19 protein-coding genes are annotated in these 23,860 nt (G+C 40.0%); 5 read left to right on the top strand and 14 right to left on the bottom strand.

Annotated elements, in window-relative coordinates:
* Nucleotides 1–2: 2 nt before the first annotated feature.
* Nucleotides 3–419 (top strand): thiol-disulfide oxidoreductase DCC family protein, encoded by a 417-nt coding sequence (locus C8P64_RS07850; protein ID WP_108171525.1) that lies wholly within the window; start codon nucleotides 3–5, stop codon nucleotides 417–419.
* Here C8P64_RS07850 and C8P64_RS07845 read toward each other — a convergent pair.
* Together C8P64_RS07845 and aroC are read right to left on the bottom strand one after the other, a co-directional pair.
* Complete coding sequence (locus C8P64_RS07845) at nucleotides 416–1,750, bottom strand: dicarboxylate/amino acid:cation symporter (RefSeq protein WP_108171524.1); 1,335 nt, start codon at nucleotides 1,748–1,750, stop codon at nucleotides 416–418. The genes C8P64_RS07850 and C8P64_RS07845 overlap by 4 nt on opposite strands.
* Before the next feature lie 16 nt (nucleotides 1,751–1,766).
* Nucleotides 1,767–2,831, bottom strand: a complete 1,065-nt coding sequence (gene aroC, locus C8P64_RS07840) for a chorismate synthase (protein WP_108172209.1) — start codon at nucleotides 2,829–2,831, stop codon at nucleotides 1,767–1,769.
* Between the two features lie 176 nt (nucleotides 2,832–3,007).
* Between aroC and C8P64_RS07835 the strand changes: the two genes are divergently transcribed.
* On the top strand, nucleotides 3,008–3,799 hold the full coding sequence (locus C8P64_RS07835) for a UDP-2,3-diacylglucosamine diphosphatase (protein ID WP_108171523.1): 792 nt from the start codon (nucleotides 3,008–3,010) through the stop codon (nucleotides 3,797–3,799).
* 9 nt (nucleotides 3,800–3,808) lie between these two features.
* On the opposite strand, the gene C8P64_RS07830 is transcribed toward C8P64_RS07835, so the two are convergent.
* The 3 genes from C8P64_RS07830 to C8P64_RS07820 form a co-directional block, all read right to left on the bottom strand.
* The gene (locus C8P64_RS07830; protein WP_108171522.1) at nucleotides 3,809–4,183 is read right to left on the bottom strand and encodes a response regulator; all 375 of its coding nucleotides are present in this window, start codon (nucleotides 4,181–4,183) and stop codon (nucleotides 3,809–3,811) included.
* Nucleotide 4,184: 1 nt separating this feature from the next.
* The gene (locus C8P64_RS07825; protein ID WP_108171521.1) at nucleotides 4,185–6,152 is read right to left on the bottom strand and encodes a PAS domain-containing sensor histidine kinase; all 1,968 of its coding nucleotides are present in this window, start codon (nucleotides 6,150–6,152) and stop codon (nucleotides 4,185–4,187) included.
* A gap of 89 nt (nucleotides 6,153–6,241) precedes the next feature.
* A complete protein-coding gene (locus C8P64_RS07820; RefSeq protein ID WP_108172208.1) occupies nucleotides 6,242–9,163 on the bottom strand; it encodes an FAD-binding and (Fe-S)-binding domain-containing protein in 2,922 nt (973 codons plus the stop codon).
* A 141-nt stretch (nucleotides 9,164–9,304) separates the two neighbouring features.
* Between C8P64_RS07820 and C8P64_RS07815 the strand changes: the two genes are divergently transcribed.
* Nucleotides 9,305–9,805, top strand: coding sequence for a hypothetical protein (locus C8P64_RS07815; protein WP_108171520.1), 501 nt, complete (start codon nucleotides 9,305–9,307; stop codon nucleotides 9,803–9,805).
* A 60-nt stretch (nucleotides 9,806–9,865) separates the two neighbouring features.
* On the opposite strand, the gene bshA is transcribed toward C8P64_RS07815, so the two are convergent.
* The 7 genes from bshA to C8P64_RS07780 all read right to left on the bottom strand — a co-directional run bounded on the left by bshA (nucleotide 9,866) and on the right by C8P64_RS07780 (nucleotide 18,953).
* A complete protein-coding gene (gene bshA, locus C8P64_RS07810) occupies nucleotides 9,866–10,996 on the bottom strand; it encodes an N-acetyl-alpha-D-glucosaminyl L-malate synthase BshA (protein ID WP_108171519.1) in 1,131 nt (376 codons plus the stop codon).
* Between the two features lie 3 nt (nucleotides 10,997–10,999).
* Nucleotides 11,000–13,927, bottom strand: coding sequence for a serine hydrolase domain-containing protein (locus C8P64_RS07805; protein WP_108171518.1), 2,928 nt, complete (start codon nucleotides 13,925–13,927; stop codon nucleotides 11,000–11,002).
* Nucleotides 13,927–14,412: an ABC transporter ATPase gene (locus tag C8P64_RS07800; RefSeq protein WP_108171517.1), complete on the bottom strand. Its 486-nt coding sequence runs from the start codon at nucleotides 14,410–14,412 to the stop codon at nucleotides 13,927–13,929. The genes C8P64_RS07805 and C8P64_RS07800 overlap by 1 nt, the downstream gene beginning before the upstream one ends.
* 229 nt (nucleotides 14,413–14,641) lie before the next feature.
* Nucleotides 14,642–15,433, bottom strand: a complete 792-nt coding sequence (locus C8P64_RS07795; RefSeq protein ID WP_108171516.1) for a (Fe-S)-binding protein — start codon at nucleotides 15,431–15,433, stop codon at nucleotides 14,642–14,644.
* 35 nt (nucleotides 15,434–15,468) lie between these two features.
* On the bottom strand, nucleotides 15,469–16,809 hold the full coding sequence (locus tag C8P64_RS07790; RefSeq protein ID WP_108171515.1) for a 4Fe-4S dicluster domain-containing protein: 1,341 nt from the start codon (nucleotides 16,807–16,809) through the stop codon (nucleotides 15,469–15,471).
* A gap of 9 nt (nucleotides 16,810–16,818) precedes the next feature.
* Nucleotides 16,819–17,772, bottom strand: coding sequence for an MlaD family protein (locus C8P64_RS07785; protein ID WP_245889677.1), 954 nt, complete (start codon nucleotides 17,770–17,772; stop codon nucleotides 16,819–16,821).
* A 56-nt stretch (nucleotides 17,773–17,828) separates the two neighbouring features.
* Nucleotides 17,829–18,953, bottom strand: coding sequence for an N-acetylmuramoyl-L-alanine amidase family protein (locus tag C8P64_RS07780; protein ID WP_108171513.1), 1,125 nt, complete (start codon nucleotides 18,951–18,953; stop codon nucleotides 17,829–17,831).
* 136 nt (nucleotides 18,954–19,089) lie between these two features.
* Here C8P64_RS07780 and C8P64_RS07775 point away from each other — a divergent pair, with 136 nt between their 5' ends.
* Together C8P64_RS07775 and C8P64_RS07770 are read left to right on the top strand one after the other, a co-directional pair.
* Complete coding sequence (locus C8P64_RS07775) at nucleotides 19,090–21,783, top strand: putative LPS assembly protein LptD (RefSeq protein WP_108171512.1); 2,694 nt, start codon at nucleotides 19,090–19,092, stop codon at nucleotides 21,781–21,783.
* Between the two features lie 236 nt (nucleotides 21,784–22,019).
* The gene (locus tag C8P64_RS07770; RefSeq protein ID WP_108171511.1) at nucleotides 22,020–22,403 is read left to right on the top strand and encodes a RidA family protein; all 384 of its coding nucleotides are present in this window, start codon (nucleotides 22,020–22,022) and stop codon (nucleotides 22,401–22,403) included.
* Here C8P64_RS07770 and C8P64_RS07765 read toward each other — a convergent pair whose 3' ends face one another.
* Nucleotides 22,404–22,772: a methylglyoxal synthase gene (locus tag C8P64_RS07765; protein WP_108171510.1), complete on the bottom strand. Its 369-nt coding sequence runs from the start codon at nucleotides 22,770–22,772 to the stop codon at nucleotides 22,404–22,406.
* A 1-nt stretch (nucleotide 22,773) separates the two neighbouring features.
* A complete protein-coding gene (pfkA, locus tag C8P64_RS07760) occupies nucleotides 22,774–23,760 on the bottom strand; it encodes a 6-phosphofructokinase (RefSeq protein ID WP_108171509.1) in 987 nt (328 codons plus the stop codon).
* Nucleotides 23,761–23,860 lie beyond the last annotated feature (100 nt).

The following is a 23,860-nucleotide window of genomic DNA, read 5'->3' as shown; positions in this document are numbered from 1 at the left end:
TTATGAGTGATATTCCTGAAAATAAAAAGATCGTTCTCTTCGACGGAGTCTGTAACCTCTGTAATGAAGCGGTGCAGCGCATCATAAAGCATGATAAAAAAGATGTTTTTAGATTCGCTTCCCTGCAAAGTGAACTAGGGAAAAAGCTTGTAGAAGAAAGAGGATTGGATCCCGAAGAAATAGATTCTATTATCCTTATAGAGCCGGGAGTAGCATATTACCGAAAATCTACTGCCGCCCTGGAGATCTCCAGAGATCTTTCCGGAGGTTATTCTTTACTTAAGAACTTCCTGTTTATTCCTGAAGTTTTCAGGGATGGTATTTATGATCTTATTGCCAGTAACCGTTATAAATGGTTCGGGAGAAAAGATCAATGTATGATCCCTACTCCCGAACTAAAAGCTAAATTTCTGGATTAAACCTTTTCTGTTTCAGAGATATTTTCTGTTTCCGGGTGATAATCATCATCCCATTCCTTTACGTTTGGTGGACCCATCATATCTACAGATTTTGCTACCATTAGAGATACGGCTGCATCACCAGTAACGTTTACCACGGTTCTACACATATCCAAAGGCCTGTCTACGGCGAAGATAAGAGCAAGACCTGCTTCAGGAATTCCTGCCTGGGCAAGTACAATTACCAGCATTACCATTCCAGCTCCCGGAACGGCTGCAGAACCTATCGAGGCTAAAGTAGCCGTTGCGATAATTCCAAGTTGAGTTCCCAGCGTAAGATCCATTCCAAAGGCCTGGGCGATAAAGATCGCGGCCACCGCCTGATAAAGACTGGTTCCATCCATATTGATGGTCGCACCAATAGGTAGGACAAAACTGGTCACTTCTTTATGAACTCCCATATGCTCTTCAACTCTTTCCATAGTTACAGGCAGGGTAGCCGCACTGGAACTGGTAGAAAAAGCAAGTAACTGTGCAGGAGATATTCCGTTTATAAAGAAAGACGGAGTGTTTTTGGTAAATACCCATACTAGTAAGATATAGACTCCTATCATAAGTGCAAGACCTAATAACACGGTTACGGCATACATGGCCAGGGCTGCGAAAAGGTCGGTACTTGGTGATTCTACTACAAGGGCTGCCAGCAGTGCAAAAACACCATACGGAGCCGTTAGCATGATAAGATCTATCATTTTCAAGATGACCTCGTTAAAGCCATCGAAGAAGTCCTTCACCGGTTTGGCGGTTTTTTCAGGGATCAGGATAAGGCCAATTCCGAAGAAAATAGCGAAAAAGATCACCTGTAACATATTCCCATTATCTCCCGCTGCTCCAATGATGTTGCTGGGAACAAGATCTTCCAGCGCCTGTAACGGCCCGGCATCCTTTTGTTTCTGGGCATCTGAGATACGAACAGAGGCATCACCCTCGTAACTCGCGATAAGGTCACTACGAGTCTCTTCTGAAATGGTTTTACCCGGCCCGATCACATTCACCATCACCAGTCCTATAGAAACCGCGATTACCGTGGTAATAATATAGGTCGCAATGGTTCTGGTTCCCATTTTAGACAATTTCGAAATGTCTTTAAGGTCTGAGATTCCCTTGATAAGAGAAGCCAGGATCAATGGCACTGCGATCAACTTAAGGGCATTGATGAAGATGTTTCCGAAAGGTTTTATCCAATCGCTCACAAAATCAGCTCCCCAGCTAAAATTAGTCAATACAAGGGCGAATAAGACCCCTGCTACCATTCCTAATAATATCTGCCAATGCAGTGCAAGTTTTTTCATTATATGTTTTTAAAAATTAAATTTTTGAAGATTTATTCTGAAGAAAAAAGTCGGCAATTACCAAAGCAGCCATAGATTCTACGATAGGAACCGCTCTTGGTACCACACAAGGATCATGACGACCTTTGCCCTGCATTTCAACTTCTTCTCCTTTAGAGTTAATCGTATTCTGTTTTTGAATGAGCGTCGCTACAGGTTTAAAAGCGACCTTGAAATAGATATCCATTCCGTTGGAAATTCCTCCCTGTATACCACCGCTTAAATTAGTCTTGGTCGTTCCATCGGTATTGAAGTGATCATTATGCTCACTTCCTCGCATCTTTGTTCCTTCAAAACCACTACCATACTCAAATCCTTTTACGGCATTAATAGAAAGCATGGCCTTCCCTAATTCTGCATGTAATTTATCGAATACCGGCTCTCCTAAGCCTTTTGGAACATTTTTGATGACACATTGCACGGTGCCTCCAATCGTGTCTCCTTCAGCTCTTACCTCTTTAATATAAGCTTCCATTTTTGAAGCCAACTCAGGATCTGGACAACGCACCGGATTTTTTTCAATTTCTGAAAAGTCAAGTTCAGAATAATCTTTCTGTAATTCCATTTTTCCTACGGAAGAAACAAAAGCATTGAATTCAACGTTCTTAAGCATTTGTTTAGCGATGCTCCCGGCCACTACCCTGCAGGCAGTTTCCCGGGCAGAAGATCTTCCCCCTCCGCGATAATCGCGCACACCATACTTTTCATCGTAAGTATAATCTGCATGAGAAGGACGGTAAGTATCTTTTATATGGGAATAATCTTTAGATTTCTGGTTGGCATTCCTGATAGTAAATCCAATAGGAGTCCCGGTAGACTTACCTTCAAAGATCCCGGAGAGAAATTCTACAGTATCTGGCTCTTTTCTTTGTGTGACTATAGCAGACTGTCCGGGACGTCTTCTATTAAGATCATTTTGCACACTTTCTATATCGATCTCGAGTCCGGCGGGACAACCATCGATCACACCCCCTATGGCCACACCATGTGATTCGCCAAAAGTGGTTAGTTTAAACATTTTACCAAAGGAATTTCCGGGCATCAGAAGGATTTTGAACAAATGTAATTTTTTAAGGACATATTTAAAAATGGAATGCGATTTAATGTTATGGTAACAATCCGCTTTCATTTTAACGATTTAGCAATCAAATATTAAATATGTACTAAGCTCTAAGTTAAGCCAATAAATAACCTTTGCCCGTAAATCTAAATGAGCTGTTGAAAAAAAGAAAGCCAGAAATAGTGGTAATTTCAGATGTGCACCTGGGAACTTTTGGGTGTCACGCCAAGGAACTACTTGAATATTTAAATTCCATCAAGCCTAAGAAGCTAATTCTTAATGGCGATATCATAGATATCTGGCAGTTCAGAAAAAGTTACTTTCCAAAATCACATCTTGATGTGATCAAAAAGATCCTTGATCTTAACTCCAAAGGAACCGAGGTGATCTATATTACGGGGAATCACGATGAAATGCTCAGGAAATTTAGTGATATAAGCCTGGGGAAATTCAGCATAGTAGATAAACTGGTTCTTGATCTCGATGGCAAGAAGGCCTGGTTCTTCCACGGTGATATATTCGATGTTTCGGTATCTAAAGCCAAATGGATCGCTAAACTTGGTGGCTGGGGCTACGACCTGCTTATTGTATTAAACAAAATGCTTAACTGGTTTCTTTTAAAGACCGGAAAAAAGAAATATTCCCTTTCAAAAAAGATAAAGAACAGCGTGAAAACCGCCGTAAAATTCATTTCAGATTTTGAGAGAACGGCCGCAGAACTCGCTATAGAACAAGGATATAAATATGTAATATGCGGTCATATTCATCAACCCAGAATGGTTAGAAAGGTGGTTAGAAACAGCACCTGTCTTTACCTAAATTCCGGAGACTGGACCGAGAATTTAACGGCATTAGAATACAAAAATAAAAAGTGGAGCTTGGTGCATCATTCAGAATTAGAGTTAGGCAGTGCGCAGCCGCCTTATATAGCGGCTACTACCATTCTTTAAAGCTTTTTGTTAGGATGCGTTATCTTCATTTTCCAGAATCTGATCGATCTTCTCAATTAAGGTTTCCATATCAAATGGCTTAGAAAGAAAATCTACCGCACCTGCAGATTTGCATATTTCATCAACGTTATGCAGGGCAGACATCATGAGGACTGGAATATGTGCAACCTCTTCATCTTGTTTCAGCTTTCTACAAACATCGGTTCCATCAACTCCAGAGATGAGTTTATCCAGAAGAACCAGTTCAATATCATTTTCCTTGATATTTTCCTTGGTCTTCTTTGGTTGTTGTGAAACGGTAACATGATGCCCGCTAAACTCAAGTATATCCTTAAGCATTAAACCAATGGTCTGATCATCGTCAACAATTAAAATTTTAGCCATTTTATTTTTGGTGATTTAGAGGTATGGTAAAAGTAAAATCCGAGCCTTTTCCTATCTCGCTTTTTACAAATATTTTTCCGTTATGCCTTTCAATGATCTCATTCGAGAGATAAAGACCTATTCCGAAACCTTCGTAGGTGTCGTCGTTATTACCTGAGATCCTGTAAAATCTTTTAAAGATCTGGCTTTGTTCCTTTTCGTTAATACCAATTCCGAAATCCTTTACACTAACCGCGACATAGTCCTTTTCCGGTTCATAGATCCTTAGCTGGACCTTATTACTATCTGGGGAATATTTCAAGGCATTGGTTACAAAATTAATGATCACCTGCCCTATTCTGTCCTTATCGGCATATACATCGGTTTTGAAATCCTGTTGAAGTTCCAGTTCAACATCCTTATTTGAATATTCAAGGTCTTCCAGAATTTCGTTTACATGTGAATTCAAATTGAATTTTTCAATTTTGAGTTCCAGCTCGCTTTGCTCGATCCTGGAGAGATCAAGCATTTCAGATAATAGCCTGATCAATCTTTCTACCTGGGTTTCGATCCGGTTCAGGTAAGGTTTAATTGGAAGGCGTTTTTCCGTGTCTCCAATATCTTCAGGAAGTAATGCCAGTAACAGCTGAACATAACCTTTAATAGAGGTTACAGGAGTCTTTAATTCGTGACTAACCAGTTTGAGAAAATCTTCCTGACGCTTCTCATCTTCCTTTAGTTTCTGGATCTCGGTACTTGAACTTATCCAGGAAGTAATATTTCCTTCCTCATCTCTAATAGGTGTAGCCTTGGAAAGATGCCAGATGTAATTATCGTTTTTATCCTTAATACGAACTTCAATATCCAGATTATCACCTGTGGAAAGACATCTTTCCACCTCGTTTTCTACAGCCTCTCTCTCATCTGGATGTACCATATCCAAATATGAATCTGAAAGAAAATCTTCAAAACTCTTGCCGGTAAAATCCAGCCAGCTATGATTGGTATAAATTGGCGTTCCCTCTGCATTGGCAAGACTTATCTTATGGGGCATGAAATTCACCAGTTCACGGAATTCTCTCTCGCTTTTTTTGATCTGCCTGTTCAATAAAGCCTGATTGGTAACTTCATTCGCAATTATGGATATCCCTTCAATTTCACCATTCGAATCTCTTAGAGCCTGGTATATAAAATCAAAATAACCAAGGTTCATTTCACCGTCTTTCAGGTGCATAATAGGGCTTTCCTGAGCTACAAATGCTTCCCCGGTCTCATAGACATTCCTGAAAATTTCAGGCATTCCCTGATCTATTATTTCTGGAAGAACATCGAACAAAGATTTTCCTTCTACATCATCGCCTTTACCCCAAACTTCTTTTATAGCATCGTTCGCAATTTCGATTACCATATCGGGCCCTCGTAAAATAGCGATTAACGAATTAGAAGAATGGATCATTTCTCTATACCTGTGCTCACTTTCTTTTAATTCCAATTCTGCCTTTACACGATCGGTAATATCCTGGGCTATAACACCAATTCCAATTATTTCATTCTCAGAATTATACTGAGGCATGTAAGAGAAATCAAAGTAATACCTTACCATTTCTCCATTCTTATCATGATCTATAGGAAGGCTTTTAGCATGAAAAGGTTCTCCCTGATAATAAACCTGGTCCAGATATTCTTTAATTCCCTGTTCGCGTATTTCTGGCAATACTTCCAGAAGTGGTTTACCTTCCACATCATATCCCTTGCCCCAAACCTCTTTAATAGGTTCGTTGGCAAATTCTATAATATAATCTGGTCCTTTAAGAAAAGTGATGAGAGAGGTAGAAGAATATACTAGGCCTTTGAATTGAAAAATTTCCTCGATTAAATCAAGGTTAGATCTTTTAAGAGAATCATTTTCATTTCGGAGCTTTTCAAGCTCATCGTCGCGCTTTTTAAGCTTTTTTTCTAACTCTGTGACCTTAAGATTGTCCTCTGTCATCAATGATTAATTCTGGTGCGAAAGGTTAAAATTACAGTTTTAAGTGTGCCTGCATATAATTTTAAAAAAGTATTAACATTGACAGAATTTTAGCTTTTGTTCAGGGCATTTCTGAGTATGGTTACCGGGTGCAAAGCCTGCCTTCCTGTTCCGTCTTTTATCTGATGCCTGCAACTAGTGCCATTAGCTGAAATAATGACCGATTTCTCACTTTTTCGAACTGCAGGGAACAATGAATTCTCCCCTATTCGCATGCTTATCTCGTAGTGTTCTTTTTCATAGCCGAAAGAACCTGCCATTCCGCAACAACCGGAAGGAATGATAGTAACCTTATAATTTGTAGGAAGGTTCAAAATATCGAAAGTCCTTGAAGCATTTGAAAGTGCTTTTTGATGGCAATGCGCATGAACTTTTATGGTTGCCTGCTTTTGGGTGAATTGCTCTGCCTTAATATTTCCTTCTGAAATTTCCTGTTTCAGGAATTCTTCAATTATAAAGCTGTTTTTTGCCAGAGCATTTGCAGCGGTTTTATCGTCTGCCAGTCTCAAATATTCATCCCTGAAACTCAAAATAGCCGAAGGTTCCACTCCAATTAACGGAGTCTCGGTGGTAACAAGATCCTTGAAAATACTAACATTCTTGTTCGCCAACTCCTTAGCTTTGGTAAGAAATCCTTTCGAGATCTGGCTTCTTCCACTTTCCGGGTGGTCTATGATCAAAACCTTATAGCGAAGTTTTGCCAGGAGGTTCAAGGCATCCTTCCCTACTTCCACATCCAGGTAATTGGTAAATTCATCATTAAAAAGATAGACCGTTTTAACCGGGTCTTTGATATTGAATTTCTCCTGGTTCTTTAAATAATAGGCCTTCAGAGTTTGTTTTGCTACCGCAGGTAATTCCCGTTCTGGAGCAACTCCCAGCACCTTTTTTGCTATTCCAGAAGTAAATTCATTAGTAAGGAAGAATCTCGATATTCCAGGAAATTTAGAGGCTCTTTCATTCTGCTGGGTAATATTAGCAAAAGCCTTATCCCTGAAACTCGGTTTATTATTTTTATGGTATTGATGCTGAAACTCTGCTTTTAAAGCCGCCATGTCTACGTTAGAAGGGCATTCGCTTTTACACCCCTTACAACTAATGCATAGATCCAGCACCTCCTTCAATTCAGGATGATCAAAACGATTTGGTTTATCTGAATTGGTTAAAAACTCCCGAAGGGCATTAGCCCTGGCCCGGGTGGTATCTTTTTCATCCTTGGTTGCGCGGTAACTAGGACACATTGTTCCCCCTGCTTCTACAGATTTACGACAATCCCCACTTCCATTACATTTCTCGGCAAGACGTAGAACTCCGTCGGCATCAGAGAAATCCATGATGGTATCGATCTCAGGTTCAATTCTGTCTGGTACATACCTCAAAGAGGTGTCCATTGCGGGAGCATCCACAATCTTACCTGGATTGAATATATTCTGAGGATCAAAAACATATTTCACCTCCTTCAGTAATTCATAGACGTTTTTACCGAACATTAATTCTATGAATTCAGCTCTTACCCTTCCGTCCCCGTGTTCTCCGCTTAAAGAACCGTTATATCGCTTAACCAGTTCGGCTACATCTTTGGTAATGCTTCTGAAAAGTTTTACATCATCAGATTTTTTCAAATTAAGGATGGGCCTTAAATGAATTTCCCCGGCACCTGCATGAGCGTAATAAACCGCTTGCTGATCATAAGATTTCATGATCTTACTGAAATCTGAAATATAATCGGCCAGCACCGGTAAAGCCACAGCGGTATCTTCGATACATGCTACCGCCTTCCGGTCTCCTTTCATATTCCCCAGAAGACCCAGACCTGCTTTTCTTAATTCCAGGGCAAGATCTATTTGCTCGTTATATAATACAGGGAAAGCATAACCTAATCCAGAACTTTCCAGGGTTTCTAATAAGGCATCGACCTGGTTCTGAAGATCTGTTTCAGAATCACTTCTAAGTTCCAGCATCAGAATTCCTTGTGGATCTCCTTCGATAAAAAATCGATTCTCCCTATACATCAAGCTTTCCTTGGTGCAATCCAGGATGACCTTATCCATCATCTCACAAGTAAACAATGAATGTTGCATTGCCGGCACTACCGCCTGCATACAGGAATCTATACTTGGATAATGCGCCGCAACCATAGCGGTATATTTTGGCGGTAATTCGTCCAGCTGCAGAGTGATCTCGGTAATAAAGGCTAGAGTACCTTCACTACCCGCGATCAATTTTGAAAAGTTGAATTTATTGCTGCCAGTATTAAAAACTTCTGTAGCTAATAATTCATCAATAGCATAACCGGTATTTCTTCTATGTAATTCTGCCGGGGGGAAATTTTTTAGTATTTCCTCCTGGTTTTCCTTATTGCTTAATTTTTTATTGATAATCCGATAGATCTCACCTTCCAGGTTTTCCAGCTTTAACTTGGCCTGATACTGCTCTGGCGTAAGATCTTTGAATTCAGCTTTAGAACCATCGCTTAAAATAACCTTTAGGGAAATGATCTTATCTCTGGTTGTTCCATATTTTATCGATGTGGTCCCGCTGGAATTGTTCCCTACCATACCTCCTATCATACATCTATTCGAGGTAGAGGTGTTTGGACCGAAAAATAAATTATGTTTTTGAAGTCTTCTATTAAGATCATCCCTGATCACTCCGGGCTGTACGGTAACGGTTTTACGATTCTTGTCGACCTTTATGATATCAGTAAAATGTTTTGACACATCTACCACAATACCATCTCCGGTACACTGGCCAGCCAGGGAAGTTCCGGCGGTCCTTGGAATCAGGGAAGTTTTATGCGCTTTCGCAAAATTAATAAGTCTTACCAGGTCATCATCATTCACCGGAAAGCTTACTGCCAAAGGGACTTCACGATAAACCGAAGCATCGGTAGCATATATGCTTTTCCAAAGCTCGTCATGCTTTAACTCTCCCTTGAGCTCTTTAGATAGTTGATTTAGGGCTGCCTTCATTTCCATACTCAAATTTAGAAGTTTTCTGTTTCTCTGCTTAACAGTTTTTTAATTAATATTAACAATACATTTGCTAGCAGCGGCGTTGTGGTAATGCTAATCAAGGTAAATTTGTTCCATCTAATAAAACAACAATCAAACATGAAAAAATTAGTTCTATTGGCAGCTTTTACATTTGGAGCTGTTTTTTTTAGTCAGACTAACGCGCAAACTATTTCTGAAAACGCAATCGGTTTAAGAATTGGTGGCGGTAACAGTTATGGCGCTGAAGTTTCTTACCAAAGAGCTATAGGAGGCGATAATAACCGTCTGGAATTAGATCTTGGCTGGAGAAATGACAGTAACTATGATGCCATCAAATTGGTGGGGCTTTACCAGTGGGTCTGGAATATTGAAGGAGGATTCAACTGGTACGTTGGTGCTGGTGCCGGTTTAGGTAGTTATGACGATAACCGTCGTAATGATATAGACTACAACGATGGTCTTTTTGCATTGATCGCAGGAGATATCGGGATCGAATATAATTTTGATTTCCCGTTATTACTATCGCTGGATTTCAGACCAGAAATTGGATTCTCAGATTACAGAGACCACGATGATTTCTCTCCAGACATTGCTTTAGGAATAAGATATCAGTTTTAGATTTTCTTAAATAGATAGGTTTAAGAAATGAAAAAGTGGAGAAATGATTCTCCACTTTTTTTATGCTTTTATGAGAGCCTTTTTATAGAGCTCCTCATACCTGGGGACGATATTATTGATGTCAAATTTTTCAGCTGCTTCTCCGGCCTGCTTCTTAAATCTCCTTAAGGTATCATTATCGCTGAGGATGGAAATAGCACTCTCGGCCATACCTTTCACGTCACCTACATCATGAAGGTAGCCCGAAAAACCACCTATATTAACTTCTGGTAAACCTCCTGTATTAGAGGAAATTACAGGAACCGAGTGAACCATTGCTTCAAGTGCAGCTAATCCAAAACTTTCAGTTTCAGAAGGCAACAAGAACAGATCAGAGAAACATAGAATCTTATCGATCTCGTTACTTTGTCCAAGAAAAAGAACGCGTTCACGAATACCTAGTTCCCTAACTAATTGCTCCGCTGTTTCCCTTTCCGGTCCTTCTCCTACCATCATCAAACGAGCCTTCATATTTTTCTGAACTTCATAAAATATCTTGACCACATCCTCCACTCGCTTCACTTTTCTGAAGTTACTAACATGAGTGATGATCTTCTCGTCATCATGGGCCATTAATTCCCGCTGACAATCGGTAAAGATCTGTTGTTTGAATTTTGAAACATCTATGAAATTCGGAATGACCTCGATCTCCTTTTTAATATCGAAGAATTTCAAAGTGTCTTCTTTCAGACTTTCTGATACGGAAGTCACAAAATCGCTGTTGTTAATACTGAAGGTTACCGCGGGCTTATAAAATGGATGATTCCCAACCAGGGTGATATCTGTACCATGCAGAGTGGTTACCATTGGAATACTTATCCCTTCCTCTTCCAGCATCTTCTTTGCCATATAACCTGCATAGGCGTGAGGAATGGCATAATGCACATGAAGTAGCTCTATCCCATAGTTCTTCACCACATTCACCAGTTTGCTGCTCAAAGCAAGCTCATAAGGCTGATAATGAAAAAGGGGATATTCAGGAACATTTACTTCATGAAACCTGATATTACTGGAAATGGTTTCCAGCCGTACCGGTTGTTTGTAGGTCACAAAATGTATTTCATGACCTCTCCTGGAAAGCGCAAGGCCTAACTCTGTAGCTACAACACCACTTCCTCCAAAGGTAGGATAACAAACAATGGCAATTTTCATCGATTAATAATCTATAGATTCGTAAATCACTTTTTGTATCTGGGACCTTATGTCTTCCCTTATCAGTTTTCGGTTATTTGAGTCGGGATAAGTCCTGTTAGATAAAAATACGTAAACAATCTCTTCTTCAGGGTCTGCCCAGGCAAATGTACCTGTGAAACCACTATGGCCAAAACTCATCATAGAAACACAATTACAGGTAGGTCCGGCTTCACCAAGTTGTGGCTTATCAAATCCTACCCCACGTCTCACATTGTCTTCGCAGTAATAGCAGGTGTTGTATTTGTCTATAGTTTCTTTCTCCAGAAACTGCTCGTCCCCGTAATTCCCGCCATTCATATAAGTCTGCATGATCTTGGCAACATCATTAGCCGTACTAAAAAGACCGGCATGACCTCCAATTCCACCTTGCATAGCCGCGCCCTGGTCATGTACATAACCTCGCACCACCTGGTGCCTCCATAAAAGATCATTCTCTGTAGGAGCAATTTGAGTAGAGTCGAACCTGGTATGAGGTAGGTAACCAGTATAATTAGCTCCCATAGGCTTATAGAGATGTTCCTGGGTGATATTCTGCAAGGAAGACTGGTAATAGGATTCCAGGTAATACTTCAGCAAATAATAAGGCAAATCGCTGTATTTATACTGCAGTCTTTTTTCCAGGTCGCTTTCTTTAATAATGTTGATAATGGTATCCCCGGTATCTCTTCTTATGTACATATTATTTGCCACCTTAGTATTGAATTCGTCTGATGGCGTTTCACTATAATATTCTGAAGAAAGCTTTTTTGTTTTAGGATCTAAAGTTGAAATATAGAAAGGGATCCAGGCCTGTAACCGACCATAATGCATCAACATATCCTGAAGCCTGATGTTCTCCTTGTTAGAACCCTTCATTTGGGGAAGCAACTCCCCGAGTTTAGTATCAAAATTCAAAACCTCCTCTTCATCAAGCTCCATAACCAGTGGCAAGGTTGCCAGGATCTTGGTTAAAGAAGCAAGATCGTAAATAGTGGTATCTGTAACCGGAAATTCTTTTTCATAGGTCTGGTAGCCAAAATTCTTATTGTAAATCACCTTTCCTTTTCTCGCAATCAGGATCTGCGCTCCGGGGGTCATCTTCTTATCTATAGCATAGTTAATTATGCTGTCTATCTTTTTTAAATTGGAAGAATTCATACCTACCGTCTCGGGAGAACCATAAGAAAGCCTATTAATGTTACTGGTATTGAAGCCAGTTCCCACAGGAAATTCGTCTTTAATGCTCACAGGTAGCTTCCCCTTAGCATCTACAGCACCAAAAAGAACCTGTACCACCTTTCTTTGTGCTACCGGGCTATTTTGATAACCTACAATAATGCCTTCAAGATTCGCAAAACTTTTTATATCCAGCATCGCGTAAGGCCTGGCAAAAAGTGACAACACCGTTTTATTCTTCCTGGCGATCTCATGCAACCAAACCAGTTCTTTGTCGGAAAATTTATAAGATGCCCATGGACTGGTATCTGGTTTATGAAACCCTACTACCACGTAGTTATATGCTTCAAGTTTTTCCAGCAAACCTGAAAGACTTTCAGCCTTTACCCAGTCTACTTTGGCATATTTTTTCATTTGCTCCAGGAACGGTCTGCCATCAGCATTCCCGAAATTCACATAAGCGATCTTCTTTTTATCAAGCTTTTTTACCGGAACTAAAGCTTTATTGTTTTTTACCAGGGTCACAGCATTTTCGAACAGTTCCTCCAGCAGAGCCTTGTCCTGTGGAGTATACAGATCTTCAATTAAGTTTTTGGTCTCTATAGGCTGAAAATTATTTAACCCGGCTTTATATTTCGCTTTCAATATTTTTTTAACAGAAAGCTCCAGCCTTTCTTCTGAAATCTGTCCGGAATTAACAGCTTCTACAATACTTGCAGAGGCTTTTGTGATATCCTCGCTCATTAGAAGCACATCATTCCCGGCAAGAAATGCATCCAGGTCTACTTCTCCTGGCTTTTTATTGCGTGATACTCCTTTCATATCCAGGGCATCAGTAAAAATGAGACCATTAAAGCTCATGTTTTCCTTCAGAATATCGGTAATGATAGATTGAGATAAGGATGCCGGAGTTCCATTCTCAGATTCCAGTTCAGGAACATTGAGATGCGCCACCATGATACTGCTAAGTCCGTTCGGGATCAATTCCTTGTATGGATAAAGCTCCACCTTGTCTATCCTTTCCGAAGAAAAGTTTATGGTAGGTAATGTTTTGTGTGAATCTGAATCTGTATCTCCATGACCTGGAAAGTGCTTGGCGCTACTTAGAACACCCTCCCGGTGCATTCCGCTCATAAAAGCGACTGCCTTTTCAGTAACATTGAATTTATCTTCACCAAACGAACGATTCCCAATGATTGGATTATCTGGATTCGTATTAATATCCACTACCGGGGCGAAATTGAAATGGACACCCAACCTCCTGGTATGACGGGAAATGGCAGCTCCCGCTTCTTCTATTAGTTTATTATTCTGAATCGCTCCCAGGGTCATGTTCCAGGGCAAAGCATAAGTACTATCCAAACGCATAGCCAGCCCCCATTCTGCATCCATACCTATAAGCAAAGGCACGTCAGACATTTCCTGGAATTCGTTGGTAAGTTGCGCCTGTTTTACCGGTCCGCCTTTAGAAAAAATAAGCCCGCCAATGTAATTTTCTTTGATCTGCTTACGAATACTATCGGCTTCATTTTCATTCTTAGACCAGATACTGGCCATGAACAACTGACCCACCTTTTGTTTCAGGGTCATGGAATCGTAGATACTATCTACCCAGGCCTTTTGAGCCAAAGGATCTTCTGCTAATAAAGGATCTTCAATTTGGGAAGAACCCGTAAAAGAGATAAATAAAAATATAAGTAAAATGTAAGACGGCAGGGGCTGCTTCAACTTCATTAATTCATAAAACGTTTATGCCAGCTTTCAGATGCCGGAACTTCCCAGTCTGAAAGGTATTCGGCCTTATTATTTACAAGGTTATTAAAGACAATGGTATTAGGAGAAACCGCACGCTGCTTGGCCATTTTTCTGAAATCGGCCAGACTTTTATAAGCGATGAATTCCCCTTGTTTATAGGATACATTCATTTTATCCAGAAGGTCTACATTGTATTCCTTTTCCAGTTGCTGAATGAACTGTACAGAAGCATCTATAGAACATCCTGAAGCAGCATTTAATTGCTGATCCAGTGCTATAGTGATAAAACGATTGTATTTAATTTCGTAAGAAGCTTTGAGATCTGCACCATGAGCGGTCCATTTCTCTATAAAGAGATCCAGTTTCTTGGAAATTTCCTGAATTTCTTCTTCGGTAAAAGACCTGTTGGCCTGATAAATCCATACTCTGGAGCTATCGGCCAGGCTATCAAAAGGTACTAACATAAAGGCTAATATTGATTTTGTACAAATCTAATTTATTTAGCCCATAGCTCAAATATAGTACCGTGATTTAACTTTTAATATTTCCGGTCAATGCTGAAAGATAATAGTCAAAAAAAAAGTTCTGTTGAAATTGCTTCAACAGAACTTTTATATTAAAAATCTATGTTATTCCAAAGCCCCGAAAAAGTCCGGTTGACTTTAATAATTCAAATTTTAAAAATCTATTTTCCTATAGGTCTTCCGCGTTAGCGATAAGCTCGGCAACGTCCATCACTTCTATGCTATCTTCTTTTTCCTTGTTCTTAACACCATCTGTCATCATGGTATTACAGAATGGACAACCTGCAGCGATGATCTCTGGCTCTACTTCAAGAGCCTGCTCGGTTCTTTCGATATTCACATCTTTATTACCCGGTTCCGGCTCCTTGAACATTTGTCCGCCACCAGCACCACAACAAAGACCGTTCTTTTTGCATTTACGCATTTCTACAAGCTCGACTTCCAGTTTTCTAAGAAGATCTCTTGGAGCCTCGTATTCGTTGTTTGCACGACCTAAATAACAAGGATCATGGAAAGTGATCTTCTTACCCTTGAATTTCCCACCTTCAACCTTAAGCCTTCCTTCGTTAAGGAGAGCTTTCAGAAATTGGGTATGATGCATCACATCATAATTCCCACCTAAAGCAGGATATTCATTTTTAAGAGTATTAAAGCAGTGAGGACAGGCGGTTACTACTTTCTTTATTTCGTAGCCATTTAATACTTCGATATTAGTCGCTGCCTGCATCTGGAAAAGAAACTCATTCCCCGCTCTTTTTGCAGGATCTCCAGTACAGCTTTCTTCGGTTCCCAAAACTGCAAAATCCACTCCAGCCTGGTGTAATAACTTTACGAAAGCTTTAGTGATCTTTTTTGCACGGTCATCAAAACTTCCGGCACATCCAACCCAGAACAAAACCTCGGGTTTTTTGCCTTCCGCCATATATTCGGCCATTGTTGGAACCTTTAGTGCATCTGCCATATCGTTGATCTTTATCTTATTCTTTAATTCGTAATTTATTTTTCTTTCGCCCAGTTTAAACGATCCATCTGGTTATAAGGCCAAGGAGCTCCGTTATTTTCGATGTTGGTCATCGCAATGGCCAGTTCGTTTGGAGCAGCACTTTGTTCCATTACCAGATATCTTCTCATATCAAGAATAATGGAAAGTGGATCTATTCCTATAGGGCAGGCCTCAACACAGGCGTTACAGGTTGTACAGGCCCAAAGTTCTTCTCTGGTGATATAATCGTCCAGTAATTGCTTGCCGTCATCTTCAAATTTCCCGTTCTTATTGATGATCTCACCAATTTCTTCTACCCTGTCACGAGTATCCATCATGATCTTTCTAGGAGAAAGTTTCTTCCCGGTTTGATTCGCAGGACATTCTGAAGTACAACGCCCACACTCTGTACAGGTATAGGAATTTAAAAGCTGCACCTGGTTAAGATCGAAAATATCTGAAGCTCCAAATTTTTCCGGTTCACCTTCATCTTCTCCTTCAGCTGGAGCAGCAAAAGGATCGGCATTTGGATCCATCATTAATTCCACCTCTTTCTTCACCGCTTCCAGGTTATCAAATTCACCCTGAGGAGTCAATTTAGAAAGATATACGTTCGGGAAAGCAAGGATGATATGTAAATGCTTTGAATAGTACAGGTAGTTAAGGAAAAATAGAATTCCCAGGATATGTAACCACCAGGCTGCTCTTTCAATAATAATTAAAGTAGCATTGCTTAATCCATCTAAAAGCGGCAATAAATACTGGCTTATAGGAAAACTACCCATAATACCGGCTTCAGAAGCATAATGATCTGCTCCATTTAATTGTAATTGATAGTCGGCAGCATTCATGGTAAGGAAAAGGATCATCAGCACCATTTCGAAATACAGGATGTAGTTCGCATCATTCTTAGGCCAGCCTTTAAGCTCTTTACTTAAAAATCTCTTTATATGCATCGCATTTCGCCTTATCCAGAAAACGATAACCCCTACGAATACTAAAAACGCCAGGATCTCAAAGCTAAAGATCAATACATCATAAAAACCTCCCAGGAAAGCGAAAATTCTATGGGTTCCAAAAACACCATCGATCACGATCTCCAGAACTTCAATATTAATAATGATAAATCCTACATATACCACGATATGAAGTAAACCTGCGATAGGTCTTTTCACCATTTTACTCTGGCCCATAGCCACCCTGGCCATTTTTGCGAATCTCTCGCCAGGATTATCTGATCGATCTACCTCCTTACCTAGTTTCAGGTTTCGGATTACGCGTTTAATGTTTCTGGCAAAAAAGCCAATTCCTGCCACTAAGGCAATTATAAAAAGGATCTGGGCAACAATTTGCATGGTGGTTGGTTATTTTAAAGAATCTTTTGGAGCGTCGTATGGACCTGGGTTTTTACCGAATACTGAAAAATGTACGTAACGCTTAGGATTTAACTTGACATCCTGTAGCAATTCTTCCAGTTGCCTGGTAGCTCTGTCCAGATTGTTATAAACTGCATCGTCGTTTAAAAGTTTTCCGGCGGTCCCCTCCTTACTATTTAATTTATTTGAAATGCCTTCAAAATCTGCGATCACTTTTTCCAGATCATTGGTGATCTTGCTAATATTCATATTAGTAAGCGTATCTGAAAACTTATTGAAGTTCCCAGACATCTCATCGAGATTGGTAAATGTTCTGTCTAATTTTTCTGAATTCCCCTGAACGATTCCCTGAAGTTCATTCGCAGTTATCTGGAAAGAAGAAACCGTGGCATCAAGATTCCTGAAGGTTCCTCTAATATTGTTCCTGGTAGAATCATCAAGGATCTCTGTAATAGCTGTAAGCATGGAGTCTGCGCTTACTATAGTATTCTCTAGTTTTTTCTGAAGCGGGGTTAACCTGTCATTCACAAGTTCCATGATACCTTCTTCCTTATCCCCCTGTAGCGTATCACCAGACTTAGCCACACCCATCTTGGAATCATACTTGGGTACGATAGCTAAAGACTTTCCGCCTATTATGCTACCACCATAGATCAAAGCTTCACTACTCTTGGAAAATGGAAAATCGTTCTTTACGGTGAAGGTTACCAGAAGGTCTCCAGATTCGTTTAAAAAATCGATACCGGTAATGGTTCCTACCTTTAGACCATTAATGGTCACTTCTGAAGATGGAGACAAACCTTCAACATCATCATAAACTGCATAAAAGGTTCGACTGTTGTCCAGTAGATTTTCCCCTTTTAGAAAACTATAACCGAAAATTAAAATCACTATTGCGATAATAGCTAGCAGGGCAGTTTTAACCTCTCTGGAATATTTCAAAAGCATGTATTTTAATGGATACGCACAAATTTAGAAATAAATATATAAAAGCCGTTCTATTTAAGCTTAGATTTTAACGCGTCATTAACCGTTATCTTATTGTCGTTTTTAAACGCAACGATATAACTGGTTGGGTATCCCTTCTTTACCGCTTCCTGATGTAATTGCTGAATTTTTAAATAATCTGAGGTTTCACCATAGTAATACTTATATAGCTTGCCTTCCTTGGTTCTTTCTATATTGGTAAGCCCTTTAAAATTATAGGGCTTGGTGTCTATCTTTTTTGACCCTGCCGCCAGTTGTATCCTGAAAGTTACATCTTCATAGATCTGCGAAGATGGGGTTACCGGCGCTTGCTCAAGATCTTTAGGGTGATCCTTGGCTATGCTTTCTAGTAGATCAAGGTTTATGGTGCCGCTATATTCAATGATGGCATTGGTAATTGCCCTGGCCATATCATCCTGCCCACGCTTACTATTAAGATAAGGTCCTTCCTGGTTATTGGTAAGGAATCCGGTTTCTACCAGCACACTTGGCATATAGGTTTGGTGAAGAACGATCAATCCCATTTGTTTCACTCCTCTATTCTTTCTTTTAAGATCATTGGTGAATTCCTTCTGAACAAGATCTGCCAAAAGGATACTCTGGTCGAGGTATTCCTCCTGCATAATGGTTAATCCAATAAAAGATTCCGGCGAGTTAGGATCATAACCTTCATAAGTAACCTCATAATTTTCCTCAAGGTAGATCACCGAGTTCTCCTTTTTCGCAACTTCAAAATTCGTTTCATTACGGTTAAGCCCTAAAACAAAAGTTTCTGTTCCCGAAGCCTGGGAGCTATGAGAATTACAGTGTACTGAAACGAAAAGATCGGCATTTGCCTCGTTGGCAATTCGGCCTCTTTCGAATAACTCAACGAAAACATCGGTCTTCCTGGTATAAACTACCTTTATATTATCATACTTCTCCAGGGCCTGCCCAATCTTAAGAATAATGCTTAGGGCAATATCCTTTTCTTTGAATCCATTACCCATGTTCCCAGGGTCTTTCCCACCATGACCGGCATCAAGCACCACTACAAATTCTTCTTTTTCAGATGGCATTTCGGCTGAAATTGCTTGAAAAGAAAGACCTAATATAAAAATTGTGAATACGAAAAGTTTAAGTAAGTTCGTTCTCATAAAAAGCTAACGCTTAAGTAGGTTGAATATTTTAATTACTATTTTTCCTGCACACCCAAAAGTCAGCTGAAAAAATATATGTAATTTTGAATTTGCAAAAAGCAAGCCAATCCGTACAAAAATAGCACTTAAAGCATTGCAAACAAATATCCCCAATACTCTTTTTTGCTTCGTTTTTACGCTGTTCTTTTCAGTTGTTCTTCATGCACAGGAGGTTGAAACCAATTCTATTCCTGTAAGATCTGAAAAGGATTCCATAGCACCTGCCATAGATTCAGACGAGATCTCTAAGCAGCTTCAGCAGCAGGATACCGTTAAGACAGATAGCGTAAGAAAACCACGATTTTTAACCGATGTGGTTAATTATACTGCTAAAGATTATATGCGCCTTAGTCCAAAGGACAATAAGATGTATCTATACAATGAAGCTAAGATCGATTATGGGGACATGACCATTGAAGCCGGGCTTATAATTATAGACAATGAAAGGAACGAAGTATATGCTTATGGGATCACAGATTCAATTGGTGAATATACTCAAAAGCCAATTTTCACCCAGGCCCAAAGGAAGGTGGAACCAGACTCCATCAGGTTCAATTTTGATTCGCAACGAGCACTGGTCTATAATTCCAGAACACAGGAAGCCGAATTCAATGTAAAAGGAATGGTGACCAAAAGGGAAAATGACTCGGTATACTTCATGAAGAATGTGCGATTCACAACTTCTGAAGATGTAGACAACCCTGAATATTATTTCTACGCGAGAAAGATAAAATTCGTCCCAGAAAAAAAGATCGTAACCGGGCTGGTGAATATGTATATCGCAGATGTACCAACGCCGTTAGGTCTCCCCTTTGGATATTTCCCATTAACAGATGAAGAAACTTCCGGTTTTATAATACCATCCTTTGGTGATAGCCAGTATGGTTATAACTTACAGAACGGAGGATATTATTTCGCTATTAGTGACTATGTGGATCTTTTGACCATAGGTAGTTATTTCACCAATGGATCTTATACGCTCGAATTTTCTTCAAATTATGCCAACCGTTATCGTTACCGTGGTAATGCCCGGATCAGGTATGAGAAATTGTTCAATAGTGAGCGTGGATTTCCCGATTTTAGTGAGCGATCCTCCTATAACCTGCAATGGAGCCACAACCAGGATCCTAAGGCTAATCCCAGCTCGAGATTTTCGGCATCTGTAAACCTTGGTAGTAGTGAATATTACGCGGAATCTATTAACCAGGCAAACCAGGGGAACTACCTGAATAACACCTTAAGTTCATCGGTCTCTTATAGCAAAACATTCCCGGGAGAACCACAGGTGAACCTTAGTTTAGCGGCAAGGCACTCTCAAAATACGAGAACCCAGGAGATAAATCTTAGCCTGCCTACCCTTCAATTAAGCATGTCCAGAATTTTTCCTTTTGCACCCAAGGGTGGAGCGAAAAAAGGTTTTTTTCAGAATATAAACCTGCAATATAACCTGAGAGCAGAGAATCAAATGAACACGGTAGACTCCCTGTTCTTTAAGTCTGAAATGTTCAAGGATGCCAGATTAGGAGCGCAACATTCCATTCCTCTGTCTACCAACTTCAAGATTTTCAAATTTCTGAGTGTAAGTACGGGAACCAGTTACGAGGAAACCTGGGTTTCAAAAACATTTGAAAGGTCATACGATCCCATTATCGACGATGTGGTGGTGGACACCATTAGCGGATTTGATTCCTATAGAACCTATAATTTCAACGCTAGTATTGGTACAACCGTCTATGGTCTTAAGAATTTTGGAAAGGATAAAAAGATACAGGCCATAAGGCATGTTATGAGACCTTCGGTAAGTTATAACCTCAATCCTGCCTTCGACAGGTTCTACGATACCTATGAGCGGGATGATCCTAATACCGAAGATATTGTTGAACTGGTTGATTATTCAAGGTTCGACGGAACCCTTTATGGTGCTCCAGGTAAGAATTTCTCCAGCTCTATCGGTTTTAATTTAAGCAACACTTTTGAAGCCAAGGTAAGAGACAAGGACAGTACGGCTATAGAACCTAAAAGGATCACCCTTTTAAATAACTTAAGCATTAGCACAAGCTATAACCTGGCTGGGGATTCGTTGAGATTGTCTCCAATTATCATACGTGGTTCTATTCCTATCGTTAAGAATAAGCTGGACATAAACTTTGGAGGAAACCTGGACATTTATGCCCTGAATAACAATAACCGGAGAATTGATAAGCTGAATATCGAAAATGGAGGAAGCCTCTTCAGGCTCACCAATGGAACGGTAAACTTTGGTTATGCTTTTTCCAGTAAGGATTTTGATGGTAAAGACGAAGATGATACAGACGATCTGGATAATGAAACTTATAGAAATGGTGGTAGACCAGATGACCTCTTCGGAAAAGGCATGGGTCCGGACGGTGAATTATTCGATGACGATCCTTTTGAAGGTAAAGAAACAGAAAACGAAAATGGCTGGTACAACTACAAGGTGCCGTGGGATGTAAGGCTCGCCTATTCCATGAATTACTCAAATAACGCCAGGCAAAGTGATATTTCTGCCCACTCTATCATGTTCAACGGAAATGTGGAACTTGCCCCGAAATGGCAGGTTGGAGTGAGCTCTGGTTACGATCTTGTAAACAACGGAGTTACCCCTACCCAGCTTAGATTCCAGAGGGATCTAAATAGCTGGATGATGAGCTTTAGCTGGGTACCTTTTGGAGACAGGAAATCCTGGAACTTTTTGATCAGGATAAAAGCGAACGTGTTAAGTGATATCAAATACGAACAAAGAAGAGCTCCAGATAGACGATTATAGATTAGGAAATCAGTCTTAAGAAGGTTAAAATCTAAATAGTCTGTTTCTTCGGAACTGGTTCAAATAAATAATTTTATCTTCATTTCAGGAAGGTTCTGCAATCGGAAAAATTGTTTTTTTTCATTCAGAACGAAGCGCCAGCGAAGTGAAGAATCTTTAGTTAGATTAAATTATATAGTACAACTTCATTTGAAGTAAAATTCACTTAGAATTCAACTAAAAAATAAATCATCAGAATGAAAAAAGTAATCCAAACCAACAATGCCCCTGCACCTATCGGCCCTTATAACCAGGCGATCTTTGCAGGAAATACACTTTATGTTTCCGGGCAAATTGCACTCGATCCTAAAAGTGGGGATTTAATTACAGATGACCTGGAAAAAGAAACCGTGCAGGTGCTGGAGAACCTTAAAGCAATAATCACCGAGGCTGGTCTTAGCATGGATCACATTGTAAAGACTTCGATCTTTATTAGTGACATGAATAACTTCGGAAAGATTAATGAAGTTTATTCAAGATATTTTGATTCTGAAAATGCTCCAGCAAGAGAGACGGTAGAGGTAGCCAATCTACCTAAATTCGTGAATGTAGAGATCAGCGCGATCGCGGTGAAATTCTAATTATTCCAGGCCTCGAATTAAAAGTCTGGCCGTCGCCGGATTCGTTGCTAATGGAACATTGTGCACATCGCACAAGCGCATCAACATAAAAATATCGGGTTCGTGAGGATGTTTGTCTAATGGATCACGGAAGAATATTACCATGTCCACCTTTTTTTCAGCGATCCTCGCCGCTATTTGCGCATCCCCGCCTAAAGGCCCCGACAATAATTTTTCTACTTCATAACCGGCAGCCTCGGTTTTAGAACCCGTGGTGCCGGTAGCTATGATCTTTAATTGTTTGGAGTGAAGAATATCCCTGTTTTCGTTTAAAAACTGCACCATTTCAGGCTTTTTACCATCATGAGCAATGATCGCAATTGTCTTCATTCTAAGTTGATAATATTTCAGAAATCCTTAAAAGATCTTTATTGATATTATGTTTTCCTTTTAATGCCTGATCCAGGCTACAAGACTCAATCTCGTTATTCATCATTCCTACCATAAGATCTTTATTGCCATCCAGTAATAGCTCAACTGCTTTAACAGAAAGCCTGCTGGCAAGTACGCGATCAAAACAGCTTGGTCTTCCTCCTCTTTGAATATGCCCTAGCACGGTTACCCTAGCATCATAATAAGGAAGATTCTTCTTCACATATTCTGCCAGTTCAAAAACATTCTTACCAATTTTATCACCTTCAGAAACCACTACGATACTGGAAGTTTTCCCGGCTCTTCTACTTCTTTCAAGAGAGTCCAATAATCTTTCCAATCCAAGATCTTCTTCAGGAATAAGGATCTCTTCCGCACCAGCTCCAATTCCGCTATTTAAAGCAATAAAACCGGCATCACGGCCCATTACTTCCACAAAGAAAAGCCTGTTATGGGAACTGGCGGTGTCCCTGATTTTATCTATGGCTTCTACTACCGTATTAAGAGCGGTATCATAGCCTATCGTAAAATGGGTGCCGTAAATATCATTATCTATGGTCCCCGGCACGCCAATAACCGGAATTTCGTGTTCCTGGCTAAATACCTGTCCACCTCTAAAAGTACCGTCACCACCAATCAGGATCATGGCGTCAACTTGGGCCTCTTTAAGGTTTTGAGCAGCCTTGGCTCTACCCTCCTTAGTCATAAACTCCTTGGAACGGGCAGACTGCAAAATGGTCCCACCCTGGTTCACGATATTACGAACACTACGTGCATTCAAATTAACTGAATCTCCATTGATCATCCCCTGGAAACCCTGGTAATAACCTACACAATCTGTATGGTAATAAGCACAGGTTCTTACAACTGCCCTGATCGCGGCATTCATACCAGGAGAATCTCCACCAGAGGTCATCACTCCTATACGTCTAACTTTTTTAGTCATAAATAATGAAAATTGAAACTTAAATCTACAAACTAAATTTTAAGATCTAAGCAAAACGGTATACTTCTTTCAAAGTTAAAAGTATGCTGAAGACACAGGA

Origin of the sequence: Christiangramia gaetbulicola (genome assembly GCF_003054225.1) — a bacterium.
Taxonomy (GTDB): domain Bacteria; phylum Bacteroidota; class Bacteroidia; order Flavobacteriales; family Flavobacteriaceae; genus Christiangramia; species Christiangramia gaetbulicola.
This window is presented reverse-complemented; position numbering and strand designations above follow the sequence as displayed.